We start from the raw sequence: 25,121 nt of genomic DNA, 5'->3' as shown, positions 1-25,121 counted from the left end.
TCCTTTTATTAGAAATGGATCGGTGATGATGTACCGGAGTCAGGAACCGTGGCCGGAGTTGATTCTGTATCTGCCGTTTCGTCGTTAACGTCATTTTCAGCATTAATAAGTGCTGGTTCTGACACAGGGTGTAATTCAACTTCAGGCTCGGCTGTGTACTGGCTGAAATCGTCAGTACCAGAGGGCTCGGGAATGAATTCCTGTTCGTCGGCAGCGGGTAACGCTTCATCAAAATCGATAACATTGCGTTTATGTCGGGTGTCATCACCTTCAAAAGAGGCCAGCTCAAGATCGGACTTTGCAACCCTAACTGGGGAAATCAGCGAGGCGCGGGGCAGGGTGGTTGCCGTAAATATATAGCTCACAAAAGGCGGCAGGTTTTGCAGCATATTACTGTCGATGTAATAACGCTCAGCCTGTCGAATCGTTCTTTCATCATCAATAATTTCAGTCAGTACCGTCGTTGATTTCGCTTTTCGGCTTTCATCATCGACCAGTATTGTGCCGGACATTCGGGCAACCCAGTCTGCCGTATCAGGATCCTGTAATTTATACACAAGTTTAAATTTGGCATTCTCCACCACTGCGCCAACAACTGAATCACCGTTCAGGTCTGCGGGGCAGTCTCTGAGGTCAGCAATTGACTGATGCGCCATAATAATATGGACGCCTTTATCACGTGCCGCCCCTAATCCTTCCAGTGCTGGACGGGACAAGTGATATTTAAGTTCATCAAGGAAAATAGCTATCGGGCGCGGGGTGGTGTTTACGCGGTCGCGCAGTTCGGCGAGCTGGAGCAACCGAACCAGAATCATTCGTTGTGAAGTAATAACCTTACTGTTACGCATTGAGCCAATCACATAACAGCAGCCGCCATTATCAAAGATATCCTGTAAACGCAGGCCGCCTTTTGCATTAATGGATTTTAATAATGAAAGTTCTTCCAGCTTCCCGTGAAAACCCTTAATGGTTTCCGCGATGCTGCTGACGTACTCACTGTTAAACAGGTCTTTAATTGTCGCCCCGTCCGGGAACGTTTCAATTAACTGACCTGTATAACGTGCAGCCCGGCGATCATCAATACGATAAAAATCTGCGGCTTCGCCTTTTTCGGATAAACCAAATCCGGCAACTAACAGTTCTTCAAGGTGATCGCCGGAAATACCATGCAGAAAATCGAGCTGGTATTGTTGCCTGTTCAGGTCAATCAGAATGAAAGGTTTCCCGGCATCAAGGCACGCTTTTTTAAACAGATGAGGAGCCCATTCGTCATTTTTAGGATCCATGACAAATACACCTTCACCGGCCAGAATACTTTGATAAAGCAACAGGCCGGATGCAACCCCTTTACCTGCGCCAGTCGTCCCGATAATGTCAGCGTGTTGTTTCTGCCAGGCTTCAACAGGAATATATTGCGGCTGGCGCTGTTCATCCAGCCCAATAAATACTCCTTTACTCAGGTCGATAAAGTTCATGGGATCGTATGATTCAGTCGAGGGCAGCAGGGATTTTATTTCGCGGACATCGGTCCGTTTATTACGCTCAAGACTGGTTTTCTTAATGAGTCTGTGCTTCATCTTGTCCAGTTCCGGGGTGATGATGCGGCGCAGAAATAAATGAAGAACAGCCCCCGCAAGTGTGAATGAAATTAACATCCCCCATAATAATGCCGGAGTGGTGATTTCATCGCGGCCCGGATAAAGGAAACGCAGCGCCCACGTCGTCGCTGGTGACAGCGTGCCAAATATCAGACAGAGAAACGAAAAAACAATAATAAGTTTCAGGTATATCGGCGCGTCCTGATGTTCTCCCCGTTTCAGCAACATTGAAAAAGGCAGTGTCATTCCCGCCGCCAGCGCCAGTATTATCTGGTTATGTTGCATGAGTGCGAAAAAAAACACTACGCCGTCCACGAACGGCATAAAATTTAAAGATACTTTGGCGAACATATATGTTCTCCGACGTCAAAATGTGAGGTCTTGCCCCCATCTCTCGCCCTCAGTCATCGCCCATTTTTTGTGGGCGTGAGCTGTGGGCGAGAATGGAGGGCGATGGTGGCCGCGTGCGGCCATGATCGGCGGAGATAATCAATCTCCACCGCTCTTAACGGCGTGTGCCATTTCATGCGGGCTGGACGCCCTTATTGCCTGTCACATGGGGGTAATGTCGTGGCTGAACGCCCCACCAAAACCCCCGAAGGTCAAAGGCGGCAAACCGTCTTGCGCTACGCGCGACCACCCCCTTTAAGACGCCTGTTTTTGCCCTTTTCTTCTCTTTTGTCGTTCCTCCCAAAGTGAATTAAAGGGAAACACGGCTTTAAAGGGGGTGGTCGCGCCACGCTACCGGCTTTTGGCCGGAGACTCAGGCTCGACGGTTTGCGGGGCTATGCCCCCCAAATAAACCGACGCGTGGGCGCGTCTTTTTGCTCGCTGGGGCGGCAAAATTTATTCGGCTCCCCCCGTCCGTTTCGGTTCACTTAGGGTGAACGCTCTCCGGATGAGTTCGGGTGACGCAAATTAGCAATTTCGTTGAAATTGAATTTACTCACCTCACTCACTTTGATTTTCTCGCTTGCGCGCGAATCTCAAAGCTATAACGGCATCGTCTGCGAGTCAGCATTCATGGGACAGGCTTCTCTTCGTCGACAAAGAATAAACAACCCCGAAATACTGACTGAATGAATCCACGTTGCGATCCGGAGATTTCATGAAATGTCCTGGAATGCTCAAGAGCAAGCTGTGTCAATGTATTTTGAGAATGGCTCAACAGCGTGAATTGTTTCTCCTCGCGCTCGATTTCGCTCAATATCTTATTGATAGTGGATAGTATCTCGCCGTTTAAATCTGGATCGTCGTTTATTAATTTTCGATATGCAGATATAGAAACACTTCCGGTATAGGTGTTTTTTCGGTTCATTTCTTCTCGTTAATAATTTGGTGATTGCTCTGCGCTTTCATTCCAGAGACGGTTAAACTCCTTGCTGTAGACAATTGCCACATCAGGGCAATTGTAGATAACAAGGTTGTTTTCTGCGTTTCGTTTTATGGCACTGGACGTAAAATTAAAGCTGCCGGTTTCAATATGCTTATTGTCAGCAATAATGACCTTATTGTGCATAATGGCATATTGACCATTAAGTCGAACATTGACACCATTATTCACAAGCCACGTTACCGCGCTGTATTTTCCCGTGTTGGCTTTTTCATCAGCCACAACGCGGACAGTTACACCCCGTTCTTTTGCCTTTAATAAAGCACCGGCAATGTCACGACTCGTGAAAGAATAGGCCTCAACATCGAGGGATAAAGAAGCAGAGTTAATCACGTTAATGACGTTAGCTAATGCAGAGTCAGACGGTGTGAATCCGATATCGATTTTACAGGCTTGTGCGGGGAGGGTAATAAGCAACAGCAGGGCGGGGATTAACGTTTTCACGATTCCTCCCTGGGTGGGAATTCAAAACCCAGTTCGCCGGTTGCTTTGTTTTTTAACGTCAGCTTTGCGTCAAATTGAGTTCCTTTTTTAACGCTGGTGAATCCTTTTATCAGGCCCGTGGCCCCTTTTTTAATCAGGGATTCAGCCTGCGGCGCAGAGACCTTTTTACCGCATACCGTTGCCCATAATCTAAAATCACAGCCTGTACAGGAGTATAATTTAGCGCTGGCAATGATTTCTTTTCCGCAATTCGGGCAGGGTGCAGAGAGGCGATTCAGCTGACCGTCATTCTGCCGTGGTGTCGCGTTAATCTGGATTTTATCAACCCCGGCGTTCTGGATCATGCCGCCAATATCGGCATAGAGCTGTTCAATAAACGCATCAACGCTTAATGTCCCTTCCTCAATCGCATTCTGTTTTTCAGCCCATAATGCGGTCATATCAGGATTAACCGCGACAGGTGGCAGGGCGTCGATTAACGCGATGCCGGTTTCGGTTGGAATAATCTTCCCTTTCTCGATAGTGATGAAATTGCGCTTTTTCAGTGTTTCGATAATCGCAGCGCGTGTGGCTGGCGTGCCAACACCCCCATGTTCATCTTTTTTATCCTTATCTTTTTCTTTCAGGAGACGTTTGATTTCCGGATCGCTGACATAATCCGCTGCGCGGGACATGGCTGCCAGTAATGAGGATTCAGTATAAAGAGGCTGGGGTTTGGTTTTATTCTCCTGGATGCTGATGTCATTGCAGGTCAATGTTTCCCCTGTTCTCAGGCGGCTGATCAGATCAAATGCCGGATTATTGTCAGGTTCACCGTCTTCTTCACTCTCGGTATCATTTCCAAGCAATGACGTATACCCGTCATGTGTGACACATCGTGCGCTGACAAAAAAGGATTCCTCACCACATTTAATTTCGGCTGTGGCCTCATTAAATGTTTTTTTCGGCATGAACTGTGCCAGGTAGTAAATGACAATCGCCAGGTAAACATGTCGCTCTTTTTCCGTGAGTTTAGACAAATCAGGGATGTTTCCTGTCGGGACAATCGCATGGTGAGCGCCGACGTTCTTGCTGTTAAACGCCTTACTCTTGCGGCCTGCATCGAGATCGAGACGGGAAAACATATCCAGCCCCTGCAATGCACCCAGCAGCTGCGGTGCGGCGGCGTGGTGATCATCCGGCAGATAAGAGCAATCAGAGCGGTTATAGGTGATCGCCTTGTGCGTATCTTTCAGCACCTGCGTAATGTCCATCGTCTCCTGTGAGGTGATTTTGTGTTTCTGGTTCACATACTGCTGGAGACGCAGCAGGTTAAACGGCAAAGGCGCGGCCAGCTCTTTACCGGTATCGACGGCAGCGGCCAGAACGCTGGCCGGTTTCCCCGCCAGCGTTCTGGCGAGCCCGTCAGCCCATTTGCGATCAAGAAGACGCTTTTTACTGTCCACCGGCGCAAATTCGGAGGCTTTCCAGCGCGCACTGATCGTATCGGTTCCGCTGATAAAATTGCCCGTCAGCGAGTAGTAAAGCGACTGGGTATGAGACTGATTTTCTCGATACCGGCGAACGACTAAACCGAGCACCGGTGTCTGCACCCGGCCAACGGATAACACGCCCTTATAGCCGTTCTCGCGGCCTAAAATGCTGTAACAGCGCGTCAGGCTGTACCCGTAGATTTCATCGGCCACAGAGCGTGCCAGTGCCTTGAGCATCATCCCTTTAAACTGGCTGTTGTCCTTCAGCTGTGTCAGCGCTTTTTTAACAGCTGGCTGGGTGTTGTCGTTGATCAGCACCCGCTTAACGGGTTTTTTATTACCGGCGTAGCTCAAAACCTCGTCAACGAGTAACTGCCCCTCGTCATCCGGATCGCCAGCATGAACGATTTCAGTGATGTCAGGACGGCGAAGCAGCTCGATGATCGTGCTGACCTGTCCTTTAGTGCTTTCTTTCGGCCGATATTTTGGCGGGTACAGCTGGAGGGGAAGGGTGTTCATCGACCAGGCTTTATAATCCGGGTTGTAGTTCTCCGGGGGCTGTGTCTCGATGATGTGGCCGATGCAGTTGGTCACGATGGCCGAACTGCTTTCGAAATATCCGTTTTTACGGATGAAGTTGCCGCCAATGGCTTTGGCAATATCGGCGGCCACAGAGGGTTTTTCTGCGATATACAATCTCATAGTGGTTCACTCCTTAGTGATTAAAACCGGTGTTGTCTGACAGGGGGATTTCCGTTTCTGACGCACTGCGTTTGTCCAACGCCTCCGCCCCGGATTGATATAATCCAGGGCCTCAGCGTTTCGTAGGGTGAAAGCGCCGGTATTCACCGGCGGTGTTTGTTACCAGCCACCGGCAAAGCCGACGCCGACTGCGTTGTTATGTGCGGAATCCCATGAAACGTTCAGTCTCACATTGGTATTTTTAGACGTTTTGAAATTCACTCCACCCGCGATAGCGTTGCCGTTCTGATAGTTACCCAGCCCCACACCGTACGAAAATGAGTTCTCAGCCACATACGGAATGGAGGCAATAGCCGTCACACCGGCCACACCGGCGTTAAGGCGTTTCTCTGCGCGGTTGATCTTGTCACCGAGCTGCTTAAAGCGCTGATTCGTGGAACTGCTCAGGGTATTAAAACGGTTATCGGTGTAGCTGGCCGCGTTGCTTTCCGCCTTGTTGGCCGCGCTCTGTGCATAGTTAATGCTCTCCTCGTATTTGTCATCCGTGTAGGCCAGGCCCTGACGGTATTTGCTGTCCGTATAGCTGTTAGCCGTTGTGATCGCCCCTGATTTGGCGCTTTCGATGGACTTGTTTACCGATTCGTTGTTTTTGCTCACCTGTTCGTCGGTATAGCTGTTTGCCTGATCCACCGCTGTTGTCGTGAGATTGTCGATCCGGGAGTCTGCGTAACTGTTGGCAGTGGCCAGCGTTGATGCGTTGCTTTTATCGGTGTAGCTGTTGGCCGAGCTCAGCGTGTCGGAGCTGGTCGCATCGGTGTAGTCTTTCGCGGTACTGACTGCTGCGGCGGTGGCGGAGTCGGTGTAGCTGTTGGCCGAGTTCAGCGTGTTGGTGCTGGCCGTGTCGGTGTAATCCTTCGCGGTAATGACCGCAGCGGCGGTAGCGGAATCCGTATAGCTGTTGGCTGAGTTCAGCGTATTCGTGCTGGCCGTGTCGGTGTAATCCTTCGCGGTAATGACCGCAGCGGCGGTAGCGGAATCCGTATAGCTGTTGGCTGAGTTCAGCGTATTCGTGCTGGCCGTGTCGGTGTAATCCTTCGCGGTGCTGACCGCTGCGGCGGTGGCGGAGTCGGTGTAGCTGTTGGCTGAGTTCAGCGTGTTGGTGCTGGCCATGTCGGTGTAATCCTTCGCGGTACTGACCGCAGCGGCGGTGGCGGAGTCGGTGTAGCTGTTGGCTGAGTTCAGCGTGTTGGTGCTGGCCGTGTCGGTGTAATCCTTCGCGGTGCTGACCGCTGCGGCGGTGGCGGTGTCGGTGTAGCTGTTGGCTGAGTTCAGCGTGTTGGTGCTGGCCGTGTCGGTGTAATCCTTCGCGGTGCTGACCGCTGCGGCGGTAGCGGAGTCGGTGTAGGTGTTGGCCGAGTTCAGGGTTTCCGCACTGGCCGCGTCGGTGTAGTCCTTCGCTGTGCTGATCGCTGAGGCAGTGGCGGAGTCGGTGTAGGTGTTGGCTGCGGAAAGCGTCGCCGCGTCCCCCGCTTCGCGGGCGGCCTGTTCCGTGGCAATGGCGGTGTTAAGCTGCCCCACGTTTGCCGCATCCGTATCCGTCGTCCCTGCAGCGACGTTTGTGATTTGACGTTCGTTACCGACGCTCCCCACTGATACCGAATTATCCCGGTCAGTCACTGAGTTAGCACCGAGAGCGACTGAGTTTACATTCAGTGCCTGTGCGCCTTCTCCGAGAGCGGTCGCGGAATCCGCCAGAGCGTTAGCCTGATTGCCGACGGCGGTACTTTCTGTTCCTGTCGATTTGGCCTGAAAACCAACGGCAATTGAATAATCTCCGCTGGCTGAGCTGTTACCGCCGACAGCAATACCAACTACTCCTGATGCGTCAGCCGAACCGCCTAAAGCTGTCGCGCCGGTGCCGGTAGCTGATGTTTTCCAGCCCAGTGCCGTTGCGTTCTGGGCAGCGGTTGTTCCTGTACCGACAGCAACGCTTGCGGTTCCTGATGTTGATGCTCCATTACCCAGAATGGTTGTTGTTGTGCTCTCCGTTGCCGCCTGGGTAACGGATGGGTAGATCGCAGTGAGGATTAAGGCGGTTAATACTTTGACTGAGGTTTTCATTTTTGCTGTCCGTAGAATTCAGGTAATAAAAAAGGGCGCATATATGCGCCCCTGAATGGGTTTTAACGATCAGGCGTTTTTTACGCGCCCGTACTTGTTGAGGATCTGCTGGATAAACTGAGCGGCCTGATATTCAGACGGGCATTCATTGTTGATGAACGTCTTTCGTGCGCTGAGGGTGTGATCCGGAAGAAATGATCCTTTACTGGTCTTTTTGATGCCGAAAAATGATTTAACAGCGCTAATGCATTCGCTGCTATTTTCACCGTTGAATTTTCCCCACAGACACAGCGTGACTTTACAGGGGGAGTCTGCGGCAGAGACCGGCGCAACATATCCGGCAGCCAGGCACAGCATGGCCGCCGCGATAGCGGTTTTTTTCATGGTTCATCCTTTAATGAATAATAACGGGTGTGATTACGTTATTTTTTTAACGTAATGCGGGTCTGGGGGATAAGACCGCCGGAAGGGGGAAGCCAGGCAATAACGGCTGTTGGGCCGTGTTGTTGTAGCCAGGTTTTCGCTGCAAAGAATGTCGCACTGTCCGGGCTTTCAATGGTGATCGCTGTGGAATGGGCAATCGCGAACCAGCCTTCCGGAGTCATCACCTGTTCGTTGCCGGTGTACGTGAAAGTGTGCACCCATTGATCGGTTACGACCGGAGCATGGACCACGCCGGTGGACTCATGCCAGGCAGGGATGGCCGTATTAAGATCCTCTCCTGATTGCTTCCAGTTCACCGCCGGGGGTTCAGGTGGCGAACTGCACCCGGCCAGTAATAGCGCGATACACAGCGCGTTAAACCCTCTCATTTCTGAATGTCTCCATCATGGCTGCGTGATGCAGCGGTTTAAAATACAGATCCCCCATACGGCGTACATTGCCCTTAACATCGATGCTGGCAACGATATCGACACTTTTCATGACCTTCGCCAGCAGGACATTGTAGGGGATGTTCTGGCACTCGCGGTTTTGATAGCAACGCTCAACCATGCCGGTGAGGGCTTCCTGCGGGCTGCCCGCATGCAGTGAGGTGATTAACCCCTCATGGCCGGAGCCGATGATCTTAAGACAGTCCCATGCTTCACCCCCGCGCACTTCCGCCAGCAGGATCCTGTCAGGGTTCATGCGGTAATTCGCTCGTACCAGACTTGCCGGAGTGACCAGCGCTTTTTCTCCTGCATCTGCAGGATAAAAAAGACGGACGTGATTAGGATGGTGAGGGAGTGAAACCTCCGGGTTATCTTCGATGGTGACAATGCGTAGCGATGTCGGGATATAACCGATCATCGTTTTCATGTAGGTCGTTTTGCCCGAACCTGTTTCACCAACGAAAAGTATCGTTTTGCCGTATTCCACGGCCTTTTCCATAAACAGCGCGATATCACCGCTGTGATAAATCCCCTCCAGCTCCTGATCGCGGCTTTGCACCTGCTCATGACCGGTAATGCGGTTATAGAATCCGTTATCGACATAATTCTGGTGCGCAATGTAGATATCAGACGGCTTACGGATAGTGATCGATACCGTGTTTCTCTCACAGGCTGGCGGCCTGATGATCTGGCAGCGTTCGCCAGATTCGAGAGTGGCAGACAGGACCGGTGACATATCATCGATGTTATCGCCGTGGTAAGTGGCGAGGGCGCTGATGAAGCGCTCGCAGTCATCCAGGCCGATATCTCTGATGTGCCGCGCCCATTGCCCCCCTATTTTGGTGAAAATCTCCCCTGGCCGGTTGACGGCAATTTCGGTCAGTCCGGGCAGCGCCAGAAACTCACTGAAATGCTTCTCCTTGTAGCGGTTTAACGAAAGGTTAGTGGCCTGGTTCATCAGCCTGCTCCTGTTTCCTGAAATTCAGCAGGAATGACGTTTCCACCTCCCCGCAGAGGGAGGGAAAAAACTGACACCGGCGAGCAATCTGGAAGATCAGCAGAAAAATATCAGCCACATCGGGCAGTGAGCTCTCTTTGTGTGAAACGCGGATATCCTCTTTTGAAAGGGGGGCGGCATCGAGGACGTCCTGCCAGATTGTGAGGCAAAAAATACGGTCATCACTCAGCTGTATCAGGAGTTCTACAATGGCAGACCCGGCGCGATAACAGGACAGGCTCATGGCCTGCGCGCCTCTGAAATGCATTTCCAGACTGGCGAGCAGGCTTTCACAGCAATCAGACTGCCCGACCCTGTCAGTCGATGTGATGGTAAACAGATGCTCACGAGTCATTTGCTCAGCCTCAGTGAATAGACGCCTGAAAAATCGATGTCCGATCCCGTTGAAATCCCGATGACTTCCCCCTGATTTTTGTAAATCGTTGGCGCAATGTTGGCGGAGTTCTCCATCATGCTTTTAGCCATTTCAGCGACACCGGCGCGGGTGTTTTCCGTGTAATCGGTATTGCGGTCCGTACCCGGTGCGGTATTGGTCAGGGCAGACGCCACATCCGGCACCATGCCAATCAGGATCGTGCTGTAAAGGCGCTCCCATGTATGGTTATCAACCCACCCGGCGATCCCGTTTTCACCCAGCTGGCCGACTACCTGCGAATCAACCATCGGGATGATTTTGCCGTCCGGCGTGCGTAACTCCGTCCAGGCAACGAGCATCCGGGCATCTCCCTGTTTTACCGTTCCGGTCTGATAAACCCCGCGGGCTTTTGTACCTGCGGGGATCAGTCGGGTGTTACGGCTGGCGCTGTAAACATCCTCGGTAATGAGACAGGAGATTTTACCGGCCACCGTAGATACAAAGCGGTTCAGCAGGGTGCACGGGATGTAGGTATCAACGGGGATATAGAGATCCGGATTGAGCGTGATCCTGCTGACGGTCGTCACTGTCGCCAGGCTGGTTTGTGCCGCAGCGGCGGCTGCCCGCGCTTTGGCATCGTCAGGACAATAAAGCTTCCCGTTTGCATCTTTCTCCATCAGCACCGGGCAGGGCGTGTATGTAGTCCCCTGGGCCGTTCCGGGTACGTCAGCGGCGCTCTGTGAGGCGTTCTGACGGGGGGAAGAGGACGTGACGGCCAGCGCTGCCGTTTTATTGAACGTGACCGGTACAGGCGGCGGGGCGTTGACGACATCAACGGATTCAGTTTCTGACTTTTCCTCAAGCGCCCCCATAGGGTTAACCGCCATCCCCATATCCGTGCGTTTTACCGCTGGCCGCTGCGTCTGTACGGGTTCGGGCTGCTCTTTCTTTCCGGATTTAAGGGACGCCGTCATTAAGCGATCGCCAACAAAAGCGAGAATAACCAGCACCACAAATGCCAGGAGGCAGAGCACGACAATGCGGTTTTTACCGCGTTTTTTGAGGGCGGCTACCTGCGGCTGGCCTGATTTTTTCCCCGGTTCAGGCTGCTTATCTTCGCTTTTCTCCTGCACGCGCTGTCGTGCTTCGGCTTCCAGCTCAGCAAGGTTTTTTTCCGTCTGGTCTGTCATGGCTTGTCCTCAAGTTTGACCGCCGGTGACACGGTATCGGTGTTAGCTACCCTGACCTTTCCAAACCCCTGATTGTCTATACCCACCACAGCGGTGTTATCGAGGCGCAGGATCACCTTCTCAGCGTTATTGAGGACCATCACCCGATAGTTACCCTGACTGGTGAAGGCTGGCGCTGTGGATTGCTCCTGGCCGTTGGTGAAATAGAACGGTGCGGGGATCTTCTTCAACGGAGAGAAACCGAGGTACATAAAACGCCCGTCGTCATAGACAAAGTCCGGCGCAATATTCTCGCTACCTTCGGCCACGCGCTTTGTGTAGTCCCAGTTACGCGGGGATTTAGCCGCGTTAAAGGCTTTCTGAATGTTTTGCTTCTCCAGCGCCTCCGTCCATTCCTTCTGACGGGCTGCCATGGCCTGTTCGGACGACTTACGCACGTCATCCGGATAGGTAAAGGCGATCACAAAGGAGAGGTTTTTCGTCGGGCTGCCGTCATCGAGCACATTCAGTTCAAGGCTGTAAAAATGCTTTGTGGTGGTCACGAAAAGGTTCGTTTTCCAGTTTTTGGACTCCGGCAAAAAGGCCTGATTCGCCGTGGTACCGTCCTCTTTCGTCACCGGCTGCGTGACCGGTTCAGGTTGAACATAAACGCGGTTCGCCTCCTTATCGACTGTCCAGCCTTTCGGAAAGCCCGCACGGGCGCTTATCACGTTCTCATCGTCAGCAAAGACCAGCGTTGTGAGATAACCGGCCATCGTATTCACGACGGTGCTGTTTAGCGAGTTATATGCGACCTGTTGCATTCGGCTGTCGAACCGGCTGCCGGAGGGATTCGCCGCCGCCCAGGTATTGGTACAGAACAGGCACGTAATCAGTGCGGCTGTAATAACTTTAATCATTCTTTTCTCAGCTCCTTATCACGCTGATAGCTGCTCACGAAAAAGCCGAGAGGGTTTACCTCCCGCTGGGAGTCCGTCATTTCTTTTTCAGGGATATAATGGAAGGTCAGGCGAATATTCCAGATTTCGTTAGTTGTCAGCCCATCAGAAAGGTGGCGGATAGTGCGCTTTACGCGAAGGGTTGAAATCTTATCCGGAGTAGTTCCGTCAACAATCTGATTACTGATAATTTCAGTCGTCACAAGGTTAGCGGCGTTTTTATAAACTTTATCGGGTGCGTTTGGACTGTTGAATAAATCCAGATATTCTTTATTCACGTCAGGGCTGCTGAATTGCTGAACGTCGTTATAATCTTTTTGCAGAGAGAAATAATTATAACCCTCGCGCAAGTTAACGTAATGAGCCGATAAATATTGTGCCATAGCATCCTGAGTCGAGATATCAACAGTATTCAGGCGGGTGATGCGTTCCATGCGCCCTGTCTGGCGGTCAACGGCGTACAGCTCGACCTCTGTTTGTTTCAGCGGCATCATCAGCATGATAGCCGCCACCGCCATGACCGCGACCAGCACTGCCGCCGCTGCGATAGTAAAGGCCGCTTTGATTGATTTTCTGTCCTTCGTCATCAGGACTTCTTCAAAAGACTTTGAAGTTTCAATAACGCGTTCTTTACTCATTGCTCAGTTCCTGAATGATTTGTGGAGAATTAACCGGTTCGACTTTTCCGGAGACATCCGGGGCGGTAATCGCTTTTTGCGCGCAGCCAATAAGAAACGCGCACAATATGAGGATTGCGCTGTATTTCATGTTTGTTCCTTTGGGGAAATAAAAAACGCGCCGGAGGGCGCGTTTATAATGGATGTTAAAGTGTTATTTTGTGTTCATTAAGCTTTCGAGTTTTTCTAAGGCTTTTGTTCTTTTGTATGCGGAAATTGCATTTCGGCAATCAGGTGTGTCATTGCCACTTATCTTACATTCTCCATACTTCTCATTCATTTCTTTAGGGTGGTCCTTATACCACTCAGTGGATTTTGGTTGTTCATCACATCCTGAAAGAAAAAGTATACTGAGAGTTAAAAAACAAATAATACTTTTCATGAAATGCCTCTGTACAAATTTGGTTGTTCAGATAATTTATCATGCTCAGACTTTATACATGCAAGAGTTTCTATTGCTTTAGGATTTCTTACACCCAAGAACATTCTCACTTATTAAGGCGAGACATATTCGCGATGCTGGATTTTCTTAGTGATTGCTGCATTTGATATCGATTATATGCTTTTTCAGCCACTCCTATTGCTTTATTCCCGGCATAGCCTGCTACAGCTCCTCCTGCATCTTTTGCGGCTTTTGATAACGGTTTTCCTACCGTATTAACAGCAAGCATGGTTGCGCCTACACCTGCTGCCATCCCCATACCCGCAGCGGCAGCTGCAACTGACGATCCTGAAAGTGAGGTCGCTAATTTAGTAGAAAGAACAACAACAGCCGCACCGAGCGCACCAAAGCCAAAAATCATGACGGCAGTGGTGAGTGTGTTATCTCCCTGAGCGATAATGCCACTTGTTGCCTCAAGTAAAACATCACTCATCATCGTTAGTATCACCTTCAGAGTTAATGAAGAGAACAACACGATAAGAAGACAGCTAATAATGGCTTTCATCCAATTTTCAAACATGGAACGGAACCAGCCCCATGCAAGACATGCAACAAATAAAGGGCCTGTAGTCAGAAGTAGTCGGAGAGTGATCTCTGTGGTCAGGTTTATAATGCCACCGATGAAAATAACAAACCCTGTACCAGCCCAGGCAAGTATTTTAGCCGTCCATCCGCTAAGCCGGATGAAGTCCTCATCTGATTGATATAACACCTCGGCTAATGCCTGAGTCTTGTCCCATAATGTATCTAGCAGCCCCCATATGCTGCCAGCTTCACCAGCTAAGCCAGAGCTAACACCTGTGATGGCATCACTAACCGTAGCGAACCAACCGTTAGCATTAGTTACGAACGCCAGCAAAATACCAGTGACCCCCAGATTCCATATCACATCAGATAGGGGAGTCTGTAACTTTCCTGCCAGAGCCTTATAACCGCTGATAGAGATATAGAGTGTCATCCAGGCAATGATCGAGGGTGCGATCATATCCCCGTAAATGTCAGACTGACCACCAAGCACTGCCGCTATACCATTAGTAATCGTGTCATGTGCCTTAATAAACATACCGCTCATGAGCTTACCTTGCTGTTAAAATCATGAGGAGGAGTTGTTGCTTGCTTTTCCCTCCATGCTTTTTGTTTTTGCAGATCGAGCATTTTTTCCCGCTGCTCAGCCATTTTTGTTTCCATTTCCCACTGACTTGTCAGGGCGTTGAGCTGCACGCTCTTCGCCGCAATGACGTTTGCCAGATCCTGCGATTCCTTCGAGTCCGGGGAAGCCTCGATACGACTCGACAGGGACGCAATATCGCTCATGGTGCTGTTGAGCTTGTTCTGTACCTCCGTTGTGTTCTCAATAGCGACGGCCTTGTTCAGCACCTGCTGTTTGCAGATATCCGCATAGCTCTGTGAGGTTGTACTGATGCAGTTATCAAACGACTTATATTTACTGTACAGGCTGTTGAGTTCACTGCTGTAAGAGCCGCTGTTTGTCAGCAGGTCGTTCAGAGAGATCCCGTTTTTTTGCAGGTTTTTCAGGTCACTGGTGAGGCTTTTGGCCTCATTAAAAAAGCCCTGAATATCGCGGATACCCGTAGCGGTCGCCAGTTGCGATTTATATGCATCGAGCTGCGACCGGTAGTGCTGAACCGTTGACTGCCATTGCTCCAGGTGTTGCGTCCATTCGTTGACCTGTTCCAGGTTCGAAACGGCATCAACAACCGGGATCCCGGCATGAGACGTTAACGGAGACGTGATCAGTGCCAGCGCAAGCGCTGTCGATTTCATAAACTTCATGATGATTCCTGTTCTGACAGGCTGTGACGCACGGGCGTGCGTCAGGCCGGATTAGAGTGGGGTTAAATCGCTTCTTTGAGGTAACTGTCGATCCAGACATCAGGAGTCATCCCTTCACGCCAGATCCGGTCAAAAATTTCGAGGTTGTCAGTGCTTCCGCTCATGATTTTGAGATTCGCACCCAGCCCGGAGAGGTCGAGGGTAACAAGCGCCGTAAAGCCGGACGTGTCACCACGCCGCAACGGGCTTTTCTCAATGATGAACTGACGGGAAAGCGGATCGAGGCTTTTGATGATTTCGAAGACCTCCGGGGCGACTTTCATCCCTTCCACATAGTCTTCGTATTCAGCTTTGGGGTTGGGCAGGAAAATCTTCGTGCTGCACTGCTCAATGACGGCTGCAGCAATCCGGCTTTTCAGGATTTCATCGGGTGACTGCGTGGCGGGGATGAATATGCCGTTCAGCTTACGGATAACCTTCAGCATGTTATATGCGAAGTTGCCAAACGCCGGATCGAGTAACCATTTCCAGAATTCATCCATGTACATAACCAGGCGGCGACCATCAAGGAGGCTGGTAACGCGGTAAAGCAGGTAGAACGAGATCGGCGCACAGATAGTCTCGTCATCCAGGAACTCGGTGCCATCGATGCCGAAGTTGTCACAGTCGATATCAAACGTGTCCGCATCATTATCGAAGATCCACCCGTATTCCCCGCCCTGTGCCCACTTCTGCAACCGGATACGTAATCCGTTCTCCTGTGCTTCACGCGTTGGCGGTTCTGGCAGGTTTTCCAGCAGTCGGGTGATACCAAAACAGCGCTCATCTGCCGGTAATCCGTTCATAACGGCTTCCACGGCCTGCCCCAGGCGTTTTTCATCACGCGGTGTCAGGATCTGGCCGCCGCGAGTACAGAGGATTGCCATAAGCTGCTTCACAAAGTTGATGTTGCGCTTTGTGGCCGCGATGCCGAACGGGTTCCAGCCGGTTTTTTCCCCATACTTAACACGGAAGTATTTTCCGCCCAGGGCGCGGACGTTCATCTCGGCGCCACGGTCTTTATCAAAGTACACCGTCGTCTGGCGCTTGATTTTTGCCTGGGGGGAAAAGGTCACAGCTGCACCGTATTTCTGCACCATGCTTTGTAAAAAGGTCATGGTCATGGTTTTACCGGAGCCGGTGGTTCCGATAATGCAGGCGTTTCCGGGGTGCTTCTCGTTGAAGTCATCCTTTCCCAGCATGGAGTTATGCAGGTTCAGGTAATAGGGCGCACCGGAAGGCGTCCTGAGCACCGCAATGGCTTCTCCCCAGGGGTTATTGTCACGCTTGCCCGAAAACAGGTTGTGAAACGATGCCAGTTCCGCAAAATTCAGGCTGCTCACCGGCACAAGGCGAGGACGGAAACCATATACACCCGGCATCTGTGCCAGATACCCTGCGGCCAGTGACAGCGTGGAAAGGGTTGGTGTAATGCCAAGGTCGGTAAAACAGTTGGTAATGACGTTGGTATCTTTAACCAGTGAGTCAGGATCTGCGGATCTGACCATCAGAGAAAAATGATATTTACCAAAGGAGATAACGCCTGACTGGAGCATGTCGAGCGCCGTTCTTAAGTCTTCCACCTGAGACAGAGCGTCATCGTCAGTGCTTTTGAGGCGCTTCATCGTCTGGTAGATGTACTTCTGCGCTTCCCCTTTGGACATACAGGTGAAGGACTGCGTCATCGTGTAATCACACGGCGCGTAAAGCATCGCATCCAGAACGCCGGTCATTGTCTCCGGGGAGTAATCCAGTACCTCCACGCCCCGGAAGAAACTATTGCCCGCGATGTCCTGTACCTGGCCGATATCGGAAGAGAAGAAGAGATCGCTGGTTCCGAGCGATTCATAGAAGGCCTGCCGGGAAACAGCCACCTTGTGCCAGCGGCCAGTCAGCAGGAACTTGTAAAACGCCAGCTGCGACGAGTACACACGCTTGTTTTCCTCATACAGACCCAGGCGCACAGATGAGAAACGCGACAGCGCCACGTTCAGCGAGGAACAAATCTCGTTCATCTCCTGGAGTGCCGAATCCAGCGCCAGTCGCTTCTGGCCGTCAGACATCCGTTTTGACTCCACCTTATCCAGGCCGACGAACGGCATATAACAGGCGGTGACAAAAATCCGGTTCCTGCGGAAAGGATGTTTATCAATGGAGTCGTAATAGAGCTTCTGGATGTGATCGGCGAACGCATTACCCGACGTGACGGAGAAACCATCTTTAAAGGATTCACGGATGTTATGCACGTAGAACGTGACCGGTTGCCCTTCAAACGATTTAACCAGATTGTTTATCTGGGAGGTCAGGATCTGGTTGGTTTGCTCGCTTTCACATTCGAACTGGCTGCCGCTGATTTCCCAGGTCGAAATCAGATCGTTGTTCTTCGTCCTGACGATGTATTCGCCGACGTGGGACGAATAGGGAATGTAACGGGGTAATGTCACCCGTTCGTTTAATTTCATGTGTTCATTCAGCTCCGTAATATCAATGGCGTCATAATCTGACGCCAGAAAAGAAGTGGCTCCGTGGTACTGGTTACAGGCGTTATTTCCCCTTGTTTTTAATTTCAGGAAAAGCAAACTAAAAATATGAGCATCACGGCGAGCCATGAAATTCATTAATACCCATAATGGAGGGAGGGCAAGCAATGCATATTTAGAAGTATACATTGCCAGCAGAATAACGGCCATTGTGACCATGACGAGAGGAACCATAGGTACACCCCTGATCATAGGCGGTCGGGTGAGTGCCTTATTTAACGTTCCCATATTATTCCGTGTGGGTTAAGCGTAAGCGCCTGCCAGAAGAGAACCGATTTCAGATGCACTGGCAATAATAATTCCGCCAATAATAATGTTGCTGCAATCCTTCAGGCTTTGACCGTTCCAGAGAATCTTGTACCCCACCCATAACACAGCAATGGTAATGGTTATAATTGCCAATCCTTCCAGACCCGATTCAACCTGCAATAAAAGGTTGTTTGCTACGCTAAAACCACCGGCTGCGAGGGCGGGTTGCGCCGCTGCTATAAGCAGTAAAGCCGTAGTAGCCTTATTTGACAGGTTCTTAATGCTCTTGATAAATTTCATGAAAATTTCCTTTGGGCGAAAAAAAATCGCCTTTCGGCGATTCGTTGTTTATTCCGTCAGTGTTCCGCGAATAACGTTGTTGGGGTAGAGCGTGGTTATCTCGCGCGTGGAAGGTTCGGGGAGGGTTCCCCTGACCATGTCTGAGGGGTAGATGTTGCGGGGTAGCTGCGGCAGCTCTGCCGCCTCACTCTCCCCCTTGTCGGCTTTCGTGCCGGGCACGACATAGCCGATACGCTGGGTATAGCTGGTATTGCTGAACGTGGATTCTTGTTTTTGGCCGGCCTCAAAATTTCCACTGTAATAGCAACTTAATGCACGTTTTAGCGTTCCTCCTCTTATAAAGCAGTCGGTGATGATTTTTTCATATACCTGAATGTTTGTGCAGGGGTTGAATAACTCCTCTGCGGTTTTGTTGTATACGCCGAAGTTGGCCTGATTGATTTGCATCAGGCCAACAGAATAGTCTTTTCCTTGTTTCTTTAAATCTGATACGTGTTTTAACGCATCACTAATAGATTTTGGGTAAATGGAGCGACCACCCACAACGCCAATTGCAAGGGGAATAAACCCGCTTTCTGTTTTAGCGATATCATGCGTGGTGTCCGGATGCACAGAAGGGGCGCACTGCAGAGCAAGCGCCAGTATTGCAGCAGCATCGAGCAAATAAACTCCTTACGTAAGTACAGGCGAAAAAAAGCAGCCCGGACGGGCTGCTAAACGCATCTAATGGCGATTAAAGGTTTAGTTAAGTTCGCCAATTTGCTTATCTAAATCTTCAATTTTTACAATGAGGTCTGCCATTTGAATGGCTATATTGGGCTTTCGCTTATCCCGGAAATCATAAGCTATCTTTGCCAGTTGCACTTTTAGTGCAGAACGCTCAATTTCCAGGATTCTGACTTTGCCGGAACAGGCGTTCTTTGTAGCGCGCTCTACGCGGCTTCTGCGTGGTGTTGTAGGGGTTTTATGACATTTCCATAAATCGCGTAACCGCTCTTTCTGCTGCGTCATTACACTTAATCTCCTTAATTAGCATGATTAAGTTGTCAGTCTGTGCCTGTAGGGATACCAGAGGTGGCAACTTAACGATGCTTCCATGAAGGAAATGAGTTTTCTTACCCACGACAGGCGCAGCACGATCTCACTCGCCCCAGAAAATCACGTCTCCTTATACCGTCGGGCTACGGCTGTTGCTGCTGTCCATTTGTCAAAGAGCGATAGAGAGTAACGGAATGTATCTCTGCAATAATCATATTCTGCGATTTTTAGATCTGCAAACAGATCTGTTATTAGAACTATTCTGGATATATTAAACGATAAGTAGAATTATATTCTGTGTATTGTTTTCAATTCAGATCAAAAGATCGGGTATTGGTGATTTCAAAGTTTTTAAGATCGTAACTGCTGAGCAAGTCAGATCATTTCACTGGCTGTAATTGATAGAGTTGAGAAGAGGAGTATGGCTAACATGTTGTTTTAATATTAATAAAAATAAGACGAGAAGAATCCTAACCACACTAAGAATACTCTGTGTGGCGATGGTTTTCATTGACGTAAAGGGGAAATAAATAGAATCTTCTGGCGCCATTTCAATGGCAAAGGAGAGGTCTTGATACGCATCAGGTATCGGCCTCAGAAAAACAAAAACCCCGAAAACACTGTATCGACTTGGCGGAAGATAGTGATATTCGGGGCCCCAGGTAAAAACCTGCGAAAGGATTATATCTCAACATATGCGTATTTCAATACTCAGCACCGGACGATTCAGAATGTATGACTTCGGGTGCCTGAAATGAAAAAGCAGCTGCGTCACTGGACCCAGTTACCCCACAATGAACAGATCGATTTCTGGCAGCGTGTCGATGCCGGAGACAACCCGTCTTATCTCGTGCCGGTGGAAACAAGAAAAACCAGACGGCAGCGCGGCGAGCACTCAACTCGTCCGAAATGTGAGAGCCCCAGCTGGTACCGGCCCCTCAGATATAAGCGCCTCCCGGGACAACTCGGCCACGCTTACAACCGTCTGGTCACGAAAAATCCTGAAACCGGTCTGCCGGCATTGCGTCTGCACATGTCGCGACATCCTTTCTATATTCAGCGAAGGATCTGCGCTGGCCGTAAGAACCGGTTCAAACCTGAAAAAGCTCGATTGCTCGATGCCACCTGGCCTGTACTGGTTAGTTTCTGCGATGCAGGGACACACACGGTCGGGATGTGCATATCGAGACTAGCCCGAGAACTGAGTCCGAAAGACAGTACGGGAGCAGTCATTCCGGAAACAGAGGTCACGGTATCCCGTGTTTCACGCCTCATCGAGGAGCAGGTGCGATTTGGCACGCTGGGGGTTTCTTCAGAAAAGATGTTTGACCCGGAGACGAGAACCTGGCTGCCAAAATATGTCTGGATCACCGACGTCGGCTTCAGCATGCTGGGTATTGACCTGATAAAACTCGGCAAAGAGCAGGAGAAAGCCCTGCGGGAGAGCAGGCTGCGCCGCGAACTGATTGAAGCCGGGATTATGCAGGAGTGGGAAGAGATATCTCCCCATGCGGCCCGTAAACGTCATGCAGAAAAAATGACACTGCAGGCGCTTCGGTTACGCCGTGAAAAAGCATCACTGTCTAAACGCGCCAGGCGCCTGGCGCCACTCCCGCAGGATGCACGAATTCAGGCCATGAGCGAGCATATCCGCAGAACTATGCCGCCGGACGAAGCCTTTTTCGCCTCATCACATGACCGTCTGGAAAAGCTGGCCATACAGCAGCTCGCACTGATGGAGCGCTACCTCTCAGACTCGCCGCCTGACTAACCGTTCAGTCTGACAATTTTCAATCTGCCCCTTCAGGGGCTTTCTGCGTTTGCTCACGTTCATGGCCAACGTCGTTTTCGACGATCGCATACCTGAATTATCCCGTTTTCTGTAAAAACAGCCGCTGCCGGCATCATAATTTTCGCGCAGGACATCGTTATCAACAGAAAACCGCAAACGGAGAACACAGGTAATCCGGAAAGGGACAGGAGAGAACCCGCAACATATTCATAAACACTGGTTTTTAATCCCCGGCCAGTTTCACAACCGGGAAATTATTTATCCTGCCCCGTGCTGTGGAAAACTGCGTAAAGGTACCTCCCGTCGCTGCACGACGGGCCCCAAAACCACAGAATATAGTTACAACATACAAAAGCTCGATTCCCCAGCCCGCCCCTGAAGCCACGGCGCCGATCTGAAACAACCAGCCCATCTCAACCCACAGTCCAATCCCGTGCACAGCGGCAACACCTGAGCCGACACTCACCCCTGAAACGCCGGGGGCCCCGGCGCGGAGCGCCGGTAAAACTCATCGCTTTATCTTTATTATGTTGTAACTATATAGGGTGCTGGCTGTTAGTGATGTCGCTGGGGGATTGGGTGTACACGCTCGTAAGCGCCAAAGGCGCTAACGCGGAGATACGCCACAACTACGTTGTGACCACTCCGACCGCGCACCTGAGCAATAAAAATGGCTTTTAGCGGATATTGTTTTGCAGGGTAAAGGATAGTATCGGCGGGACCTTTCAAACTGCAGCGGCTTACGCCTGTCACGGCGCCATTCGACGTTCACACCCTCTTTAGCATCAGTTGGCGCCTCCATGCCGCGATGCGGCATCAGTTAGTTCTGCAATACGGCATCGAAGGAGGCTTTGAGCCTAATTTCGGGTGTAGTGCCGTAACGATTACCAGACAGAATACCGGCAGCCCAGCCCTATAGACGGTTTGTTCTTACCTGCAGACGTTCTGGCGAAGGCTGCATGTTCCTCGCCCATATAAGCATTAATAGGGGAAAGGCAATCGCTATCTGGCGTCAATCCAGTCCCTTAAAAGTTGCGACTACAACCCTTTAACTGTACGCTTAATCTGTACATTACAAAGAAGAGGTATATTTCCTATGTTCACTATTTCAGCAACCGAAGCCCGTGCAAAACAATCCACGATTCTGGATAAAGCCTCACAAGGCGAGGCGGTACGCATCACGCGCCGAATTGGTGGCGACGTAGTGGTCATTTCTGCTAAGGAGTGGCAGGAGTGGCAGGCAGAGAAGTTTGATCGGGAGTTCGCCCAAATTACTGGCCGTTTTGGGGATGCCTTAAGGGATTTGGCCGATAAATGATTTTTTCACTGAATGAGGCGATCATTATGCGGATTCACGATCGTATGATCGAATTATACGGCGGGCTTCCAGGCATTCCGGATGCGGAAAGGGTGGGAGCAATCATTTCGCGCGTGGAGCAAGCTGCGTATTACAGCGATCCCGTACCAGATGTTTTTGAAATGGCCGCGCTATATTGGGTAGCCATAGCACGGGGCCATATCTTCAACGATGCCAATAAGCGTACCGCTCTGGCTAGTACGCTTTTTTATTTGTTACGTAACAACATCCAAATCCGTAACCATCCAGAAGATCAGGCGCGGTTAGTGGATTTAACCCTCGAAGCAGCTACCGGTGACCGGGATGTTGCCGATTTGGCCGCCCAGCTCCGCACGTTCGTTGCCTTCTGATATGGTTGCTTCCGGCTCAGGAACGGGAGCACATGGCTTAGTTGGATGACCTTCCGGAAAAATAGATTCAATCGTAAACAATAATTACAGCCCGCCATAAGGCGGGCTAATGTTTACACTTATTCAATTTAGATTGATGCAATCATATATGTGATCAACTGCGGTCTGTCGATTGCATGGTGCCTCCAACTGCAGACCAAAAATGTCTTCACATTTAGAATAAATTAAAGACGCTCAATCTGAACCGTGAGATCACCGCTCACATTCCCCTCGGTAGGTCTTTGTTCCGTTCCTTTGAGAGACACGACCTGCAGGGTAATACGTTCTATATCCAGCGCCGATACAGTTTTCCTGATATCCAGGAATTTACCGTGCATATCAAATATGCCAATCCCTACGCCTTGCGCGGCGAGAGATGACGTATCTGTATTGGCTAACACCGACCCTTCACCGGCATCTGGCGTACCCACAAAACGATAAGCCATGCGATTTGCTGCCACTAATGCATAACACTCGCTGCTACCTGAAACATGCAGGTTAATTGGATTCTTCGGAATGGTATTCCCCCCCTGCCATGGCAGCGCATCCAGATCGATAGTATCTAATGCGATGGTCTGTGGGTTCATAATCACTTCACAACCCGTCGGTCCACTGGTGGCATTCCCGGTAATCGACAGCGTGGCGGAAAAATCTCCGGCCTGCGCGGCAAAGCCTGTCATCACTGATGACAGGATTAATGCAGAGTAGATAATTTTCATGGTGTTCTCAGTTATTAGTCAACAACGCAGAATAGAATTCCCCCTCGATTTCACGAGGGGGGATTTATTACAGACGTTCGATCTGAATCGTCAGAGAACCCTGTACAGAGCCGGCAGTGGCTTCTGTTCCTGCCAGTTTCACCATTCCCAGACCTAAATGAGCGGCGCCTGTGGTCGCCATCATCGTATCTGAGTTGATGACCAGAGGCTGGCCCTCATTCCCATACAGTGCGATACCAATCCCCTGCGCCGCACCCTCACCTGTTGCCGTGTTCGCCAGAACACTCCCCATTGAGTGATCTGCATCGCCGTGGAATGTATAGGCCATTTTGCCCTGAGAAACCAGGTCGGCACACTGGTCATCGCCCGTGATGGTCAGGTCCACAGTATCCGTCGGGAGCGCTGATGGTGCCCCCTGCAGTGGGATGGCGGAAATGTCAGCGTTCATGGCAATTGAAGGCTGACCCAGGTTTACGGTGCAGACTGACGGAGTCGGGGCTACCGTACCGGAAACGCTAAGGGTTGCTGAAACGTCCTCAGGGTTGGTAGAAGCCTGGGCCGCGCCCATCACAAACAATGCGGAAACGGCCAGTCCTAAAATTGACTTTTTCATAAATAATATCCTTATAGTGTTGTATCTGAATAAAATAGGCGAAGCCTTCTCATTTCAGAATGAAAAAAGAAACCTTCCCTATTTCGTTATAAATAATTAATTCTCAGCGTAATTTGGGCTTTCACTTTTCCTTCGCTGACGGGTTGATCCGTTTTTGCATAGCGAACCGACAGCGGAACCGGGATATTCATCTGCTGCACTGGCAATGCCATATCGATGGGCTGGAACGGCGTCATCACGCTGCCGTTATAGAGCATTTCAATGCCCACGCCGGAGGCCGGGTTTTCGGGTGCGACATTTTTAAAGACGGTGATATTTTGTGGATCGGTAGCGCCTTCGATATTCACGCTGGCCCGGGTGGTGTTCATGCACTGTAGATTCACGCCGACCGGATAATTTTGTTTTGCCACGCTGCTGGCCAGATCCTTCACATTAATCGGCGACAATTCGATTTGCGGCTGATCGACCAGAATTTCACAGTGGGCTCTGGCGGATAACACCGTCATCGCCAGGTTCACCACCAGGGAATTATCATTCAGCGAGACCAGGGATGGCAGGCGGAGGGTCATCGTCCCGCCCTGAATAATGCCGGTCTTGATCACTTCAATGCGCAATTTAATATCATCGGTGCTGACCGACTGCGTCGGGACCTCCGAAAAAGGCGTGTTAAAAGGTAATACCCACTCCTGTTTTGCCCTTCCCGGCTGGTCATAGATAACCGTAATTCTTACACCGACGCCCGGCAGCGAGGTGCTGTAAATATGATCCCCGCTTTGCGCCGTGCTCATTCTGCCGTTCAGGATGCGCTGTACTTCCCCCTGGCACGCCGGAGCGATCGCATGATGCGATCCGGTCAGCTGCGCGAGGGATTTTTCGTTCACCGACAAAACGGCGCCCACCGGCGCGGCGCCCGCTTTGTCCGGCAACTGAACGGTTAACGGGATCGTCAGATTTAACGGCGCCTGACGCTCCTGCATCTGGCAGTCATGCGCGCGGGCGGTTAACGCAACGGCGCTTAACATCATGACGGTGGCGATTCGCCAGCAGGAAAAAGGTTTCATCGTGCGCT

At 50.8% G+C, this 25,121-nt stretch carries 25 protein-coding genes; 3 read left to right on the top strand and 22 right to left on the bottom strand.

The window, feature by feature from the left end:
* Nucleotides 1-8: 8 nt before the first annotated feature.
* The 19 genes from AC3WS9_RS23205 to AC3WS9_RS23115 all read right to left on the bottom strand — a co-directional run bounded on the left by AC3WS9_RS23205 (nt 9) and on the right by AC3WS9_RS23115 (nt 19,155).
* Complete coding sequence (locus tag AC3WS9_RS23205; RefSeq protein WP_492490501.1) at nt 9-1,949, bottom strand: type IV secretory system conjugative DNA transfer family protein; 1,941 nt, start codon at nt 1,947-1,949, stop codon at nt 9-11.
* A 976-nt stretch (nt 1,950-2,925) separates the two neighbouring features.
* On the bottom strand, nt 2,926-3,435 hold the full coding sequence (locus AC3WS9_RS23200; RefSeq protein WP_492490500.1) for a phospholipase D family nuclease: 510 nt from the start codon (nt 3,433-3,435) through the stop codon (nt 2,926-2,928).
* On the bottom strand, nt 3,432-5,609 hold the full coding sequence (locus tag AC3WS9_RS23195; RefSeq protein ID WP_492490499.1) for a type IA DNA topoisomerase: 2,178 nt from the start codon (nt 5,607-5,609) through the stop codon (nt 3,432-3,434). Before AC3WS9_RS23195 ends, AC3WS9_RS23200 begins: the two co-directional genes overlap by 4 nt.
* Before the next feature lie 159 nt (nt 5,610-5,768).
* Nucleotides 5,769-7,730: a YadA-like family protein gene (locus tag AC3WS9_RS23190; RefSeq protein ID WP_492490498.1), complete on the bottom strand. Its 1,962-nt coding sequence runs from the start codon at nt 7,728-7,730 to the stop codon at nt 5,769-5,771.
* A 69-nt stretch (nt 7,731-7,799) separates the two neighbouring features.
* Nucleotides 7,800-8,114 (bottom strand): TrbM/KikA/MpfK family conjugal transfer protein, encoded by a 315-nt coding sequence (locus AC3WS9_RS23185; RefSeq protein ID WP_492490497.1) that lies wholly within the window; start codon nt 8,112-8,114, stop codon nt 7,800-7,802.
* Between the two features lie 38 nt (nt 8,115-8,152).
* Nucleotides 8,153-8,542, bottom strand: a complete 390-nt coding sequence (locus tag AC3WS9_RS23180) for a cag pathogenicity island Cag12 family protein (RefSeq protein ID WP_492490496.1) — start codon at nt 8,540-8,542, stop codon at nt 8,153-8,155.
* Nucleotides 8,529-9,560 carry a P-type DNA transfer ATPase VirB11 gene (gene virB11 / locus AC3WS9_RS23175; protein WP_492490495.1) on the bottom strand — a complete coding sequence of 344 codons (1,032 nt, stop codon included), beginning with the start codon at nt 9,558-9,560 and terminating at the stop codon, nt 8,529-8,531. The genes AC3WS9_RS23180 and virB11 overlap by 14 nt, the downstream gene beginning before the upstream one ends.
* Nucleotides 9,544-9,954: a hypothetical protein gene (locus tag AC3WS9_RS23170; protein WP_492490494.1), complete on the bottom strand. Its 411-nt coding sequence runs from the start codon at nt 9,952-9,954 to the stop codon at nt 9,544-9,546. The genes virB11 and AC3WS9_RS23170 overlap by 17 nt, the downstream gene beginning before the upstream one ends.
* Nucleotides 9,951-11,165 carry a VirB10/TraB/TrbI family type IV secretion system protein gene (gene virB10 / locus AC3WS9_RS23165; protein ID WP_492490493.1) on the bottom strand — a complete coding sequence of 405 codons (1,215 nt, stop codon included), beginning with the start codon at nt 11,163-11,165 and terminating at the stop codon, nt 9,951-9,953. The genes AC3WS9_RS23170 and virB10 overlap by 4 nt, the downstream gene beginning before the upstream one ends.
* On the bottom strand, nt 11,162-12,064 hold the full coding sequence (locus tag AC3WS9_RS23160; RefSeq protein WP_492490492.1) for a TrbG/VirB9 family P-type conjugative transfer protein: 903 nt from the start codon (nt 12,062-12,064) through the stop codon (nt 11,162-11,164). Before AC3WS9_RS23160 ends, virB10 begins: the two co-directional genes overlap by 4 nt.
* Nucleotides 12,061-12,741: a VirB8 family type IV secretion system protein gene (locus AC3WS9_RS23155; protein WP_492490491.1), complete on the bottom strand. Its 681-nt coding sequence runs from the start codon at nt 12,739-12,741 to the stop codon at nt 12,061-12,063. The genes AC3WS9_RS23160 and AC3WS9_RS23155 overlap by 4 nt, the downstream gene beginning before the upstream one ends.
* Nucleotides 12,734-12,871 (bottom strand): hypothetical protein, encoded by a 138-nt coding sequence (locus AC3WS9_RS23150; RefSeq protein WP_492490490.1) that lies wholly within the window; start codon nt 12,869-12,871, stop codon nt 12,734-12,736. The genes AC3WS9_RS23155 and AC3WS9_RS23150 overlap by 8 nt, the downstream gene beginning before the upstream one ends.
* Before the next feature lie 63 nt (nt 12,872-12,934).
* Entirely contained in the window at nt 12,935-13,162 is a 228-nt protein-coding gene (locus tag AC3WS9_RS23145) for an EexN family lipoprotein (protein ID WP_492490489.1), read from the bottom strand.
* Nucleotides 13,163-13,268: 106 nt separating this feature from the next.
* A complete protein-coding gene (locus AC3WS9_RS23140) occupies nt 13,269-14,294 on the bottom strand; it encodes a TrbL/VirB6 family protein (protein WP_492490488.1) in 1,026 nt (341 codons plus the stop codon).
* Nucleotides 14,291-15,016 carry a TrbJ/VirB5 family protein gene (locus AC3WS9_RS23135; protein WP_492490487.1) on the bottom strand — a complete coding sequence of 242 codons (726 nt, stop codon included), beginning with the start codon at nt 15,014-15,016 and terminating at the stop codon, nt 14,291-14,293. Before AC3WS9_RS23135 ends, AC3WS9_RS23140 begins: the two co-directional genes overlap by 4 nt.
* 62 nt (nt 15,017-15,078) lie before the next feature.
* Nucleotides 15,079-17,823, bottom strand: a complete 2,745-nt coding sequence (locus tag AC3WS9_RS23130) for a VirB4 family type IV secretion/conjugal transfer ATPase (protein ID WP_492490486.1) — start codon at nt 17,821-17,823, stop codon at nt 15,079-15,081.
* A 15-nt stretch (nt 17,824-17,838) separates the two neighbouring features.
* The gene (locus AC3WS9_RS23125) at nt 17,839-18,144 is read right to left on the bottom strand and encodes a TrbC/VirB2 family protein (RefSeq protein WP_492490485.1); all 306 of its coding nucleotides are present in this window, start codon (nt 18,142-18,144) and stop codon (nt 17,839-17,841) included.
* 48 nt (nt 18,145-18,192) lie between these two features.
* Nucleotides 18,193-18,807: a lytic transglycosylase domain-containing protein gene (locus AC3WS9_RS23120; RefSeq protein ID WP_492490484.1), complete on the bottom strand. Its 615-nt coding sequence runs from the start codon at nt 18,805-18,807 to the stop codon at nt 18,193-18,195.
* Nucleotides 18,808-18,885: 78 nt separating this feature from the next.
* Nucleotides 18,886-19,155 (bottom strand): hypothetical protein, encoded by a 270-nt coding sequence (locus AC3WS9_RS23115; RefSeq protein ID WP_492490483.1) that lies wholly within the window; start codon nt 19,153-19,155, stop codon nt 18,886-18,888.
* Between the two features lie 781 nt (nt 19,156-19,936).
* On the opposite strand from AC3WS9_RS23115, the gene repA reads away from it, so the two are divergent.
* The 3 genes from repA (at nt 19,937) to AC3WS9_RS23100 (ending at nt 22,681) form a co-directional block, all read left to right on the top strand.
* Nucleotides 19,937-20,953 (top strand): plasmid replication initiator RepA, encoded by a 1,017-nt coding sequence (repA, locus tag AC3WS9_RS23110; RefSeq protein WP_492490482.1) that lies wholly within the window; start codon nt 19,937-19,939, stop codon nt 20,951-20,953.
* A gap of 1,117 nt (nt 20,954-22,070) precedes the next feature.
* The gene (locus AC3WS9_RS23105; protein WP_492490481.1) at nt 22,071-22,292 is read left to right on the top strand and encodes a type II toxin-antitoxin system Phd/YefM family antitoxin; all 222 of its coding nucleotides are present in this window, start codon (nt 22,071-22,073) and stop codon (nt 22,290-22,292) included.
* Complete coding sequence (locus tag AC3WS9_RS23100) at nt 22,289-22,681, top strand: type II toxin-antitoxin system death-on-curing family toxin (protein WP_492490480.1); 393 nt, start codon at nt 22,289-22,291, stop codon at nt 22,679-22,681. Before AC3WS9_RS23105 ends, AC3WS9_RS23100 begins: the two co-directional genes overlap by 4 nt.
* Nucleotides 22,682-22,905: 224 nt before the next feature.
* On the opposite strand, the gene AC3WS9_RS23095 is transcribed toward AC3WS9_RS23100, so the two are convergent.
* From AC3WS9_RS23095 to AC3WS9_RS23085, 3 genes are all read right to left on the bottom strand, one after another.
* The gene (locus AC3WS9_RS23095; protein WP_492490479.1) at nt 22,906-23,439 is read right to left on the bottom strand and encodes a fimbrial protein; all 534 of its coding nucleotides are present in this window, start codon (nt 23,437-23,439) and stop codon (nt 22,906-22,908) included.
* A gap of 67 nt (nt 23,440-23,506) precedes the next feature.
* Nucleotides 23,507-24,052, bottom strand: a complete 546-nt coding sequence (locus AC3WS9_RS23090) for a fimbrial protein (RefSeq protein ID WP_492490478.1) — start codon at nt 24,050-24,052, stop codon at nt 23,507-23,509.
* An 86-nt stretch (nt 24,053-24,138) separates the two neighbouring features.
* On the bottom strand, nt 24,139-25,113 hold the full coding sequence (locus AC3WS9_RS23085; protein ID WP_492490477.1) for a fimbrial protein: 975 nt from the start codon (nt 25,111-25,113) through the stop codon (nt 24,139-24,141).
* Nucleotides 25,114-25,121 lie beyond the last annotated feature (8 nt).

This window comes from Lelliottia sp. EB106-05-01-XG201, from assembly GCF_058791735.1.
This window is presented reverse-complemented; position numbering and strand designations above follow the sequence as displayed.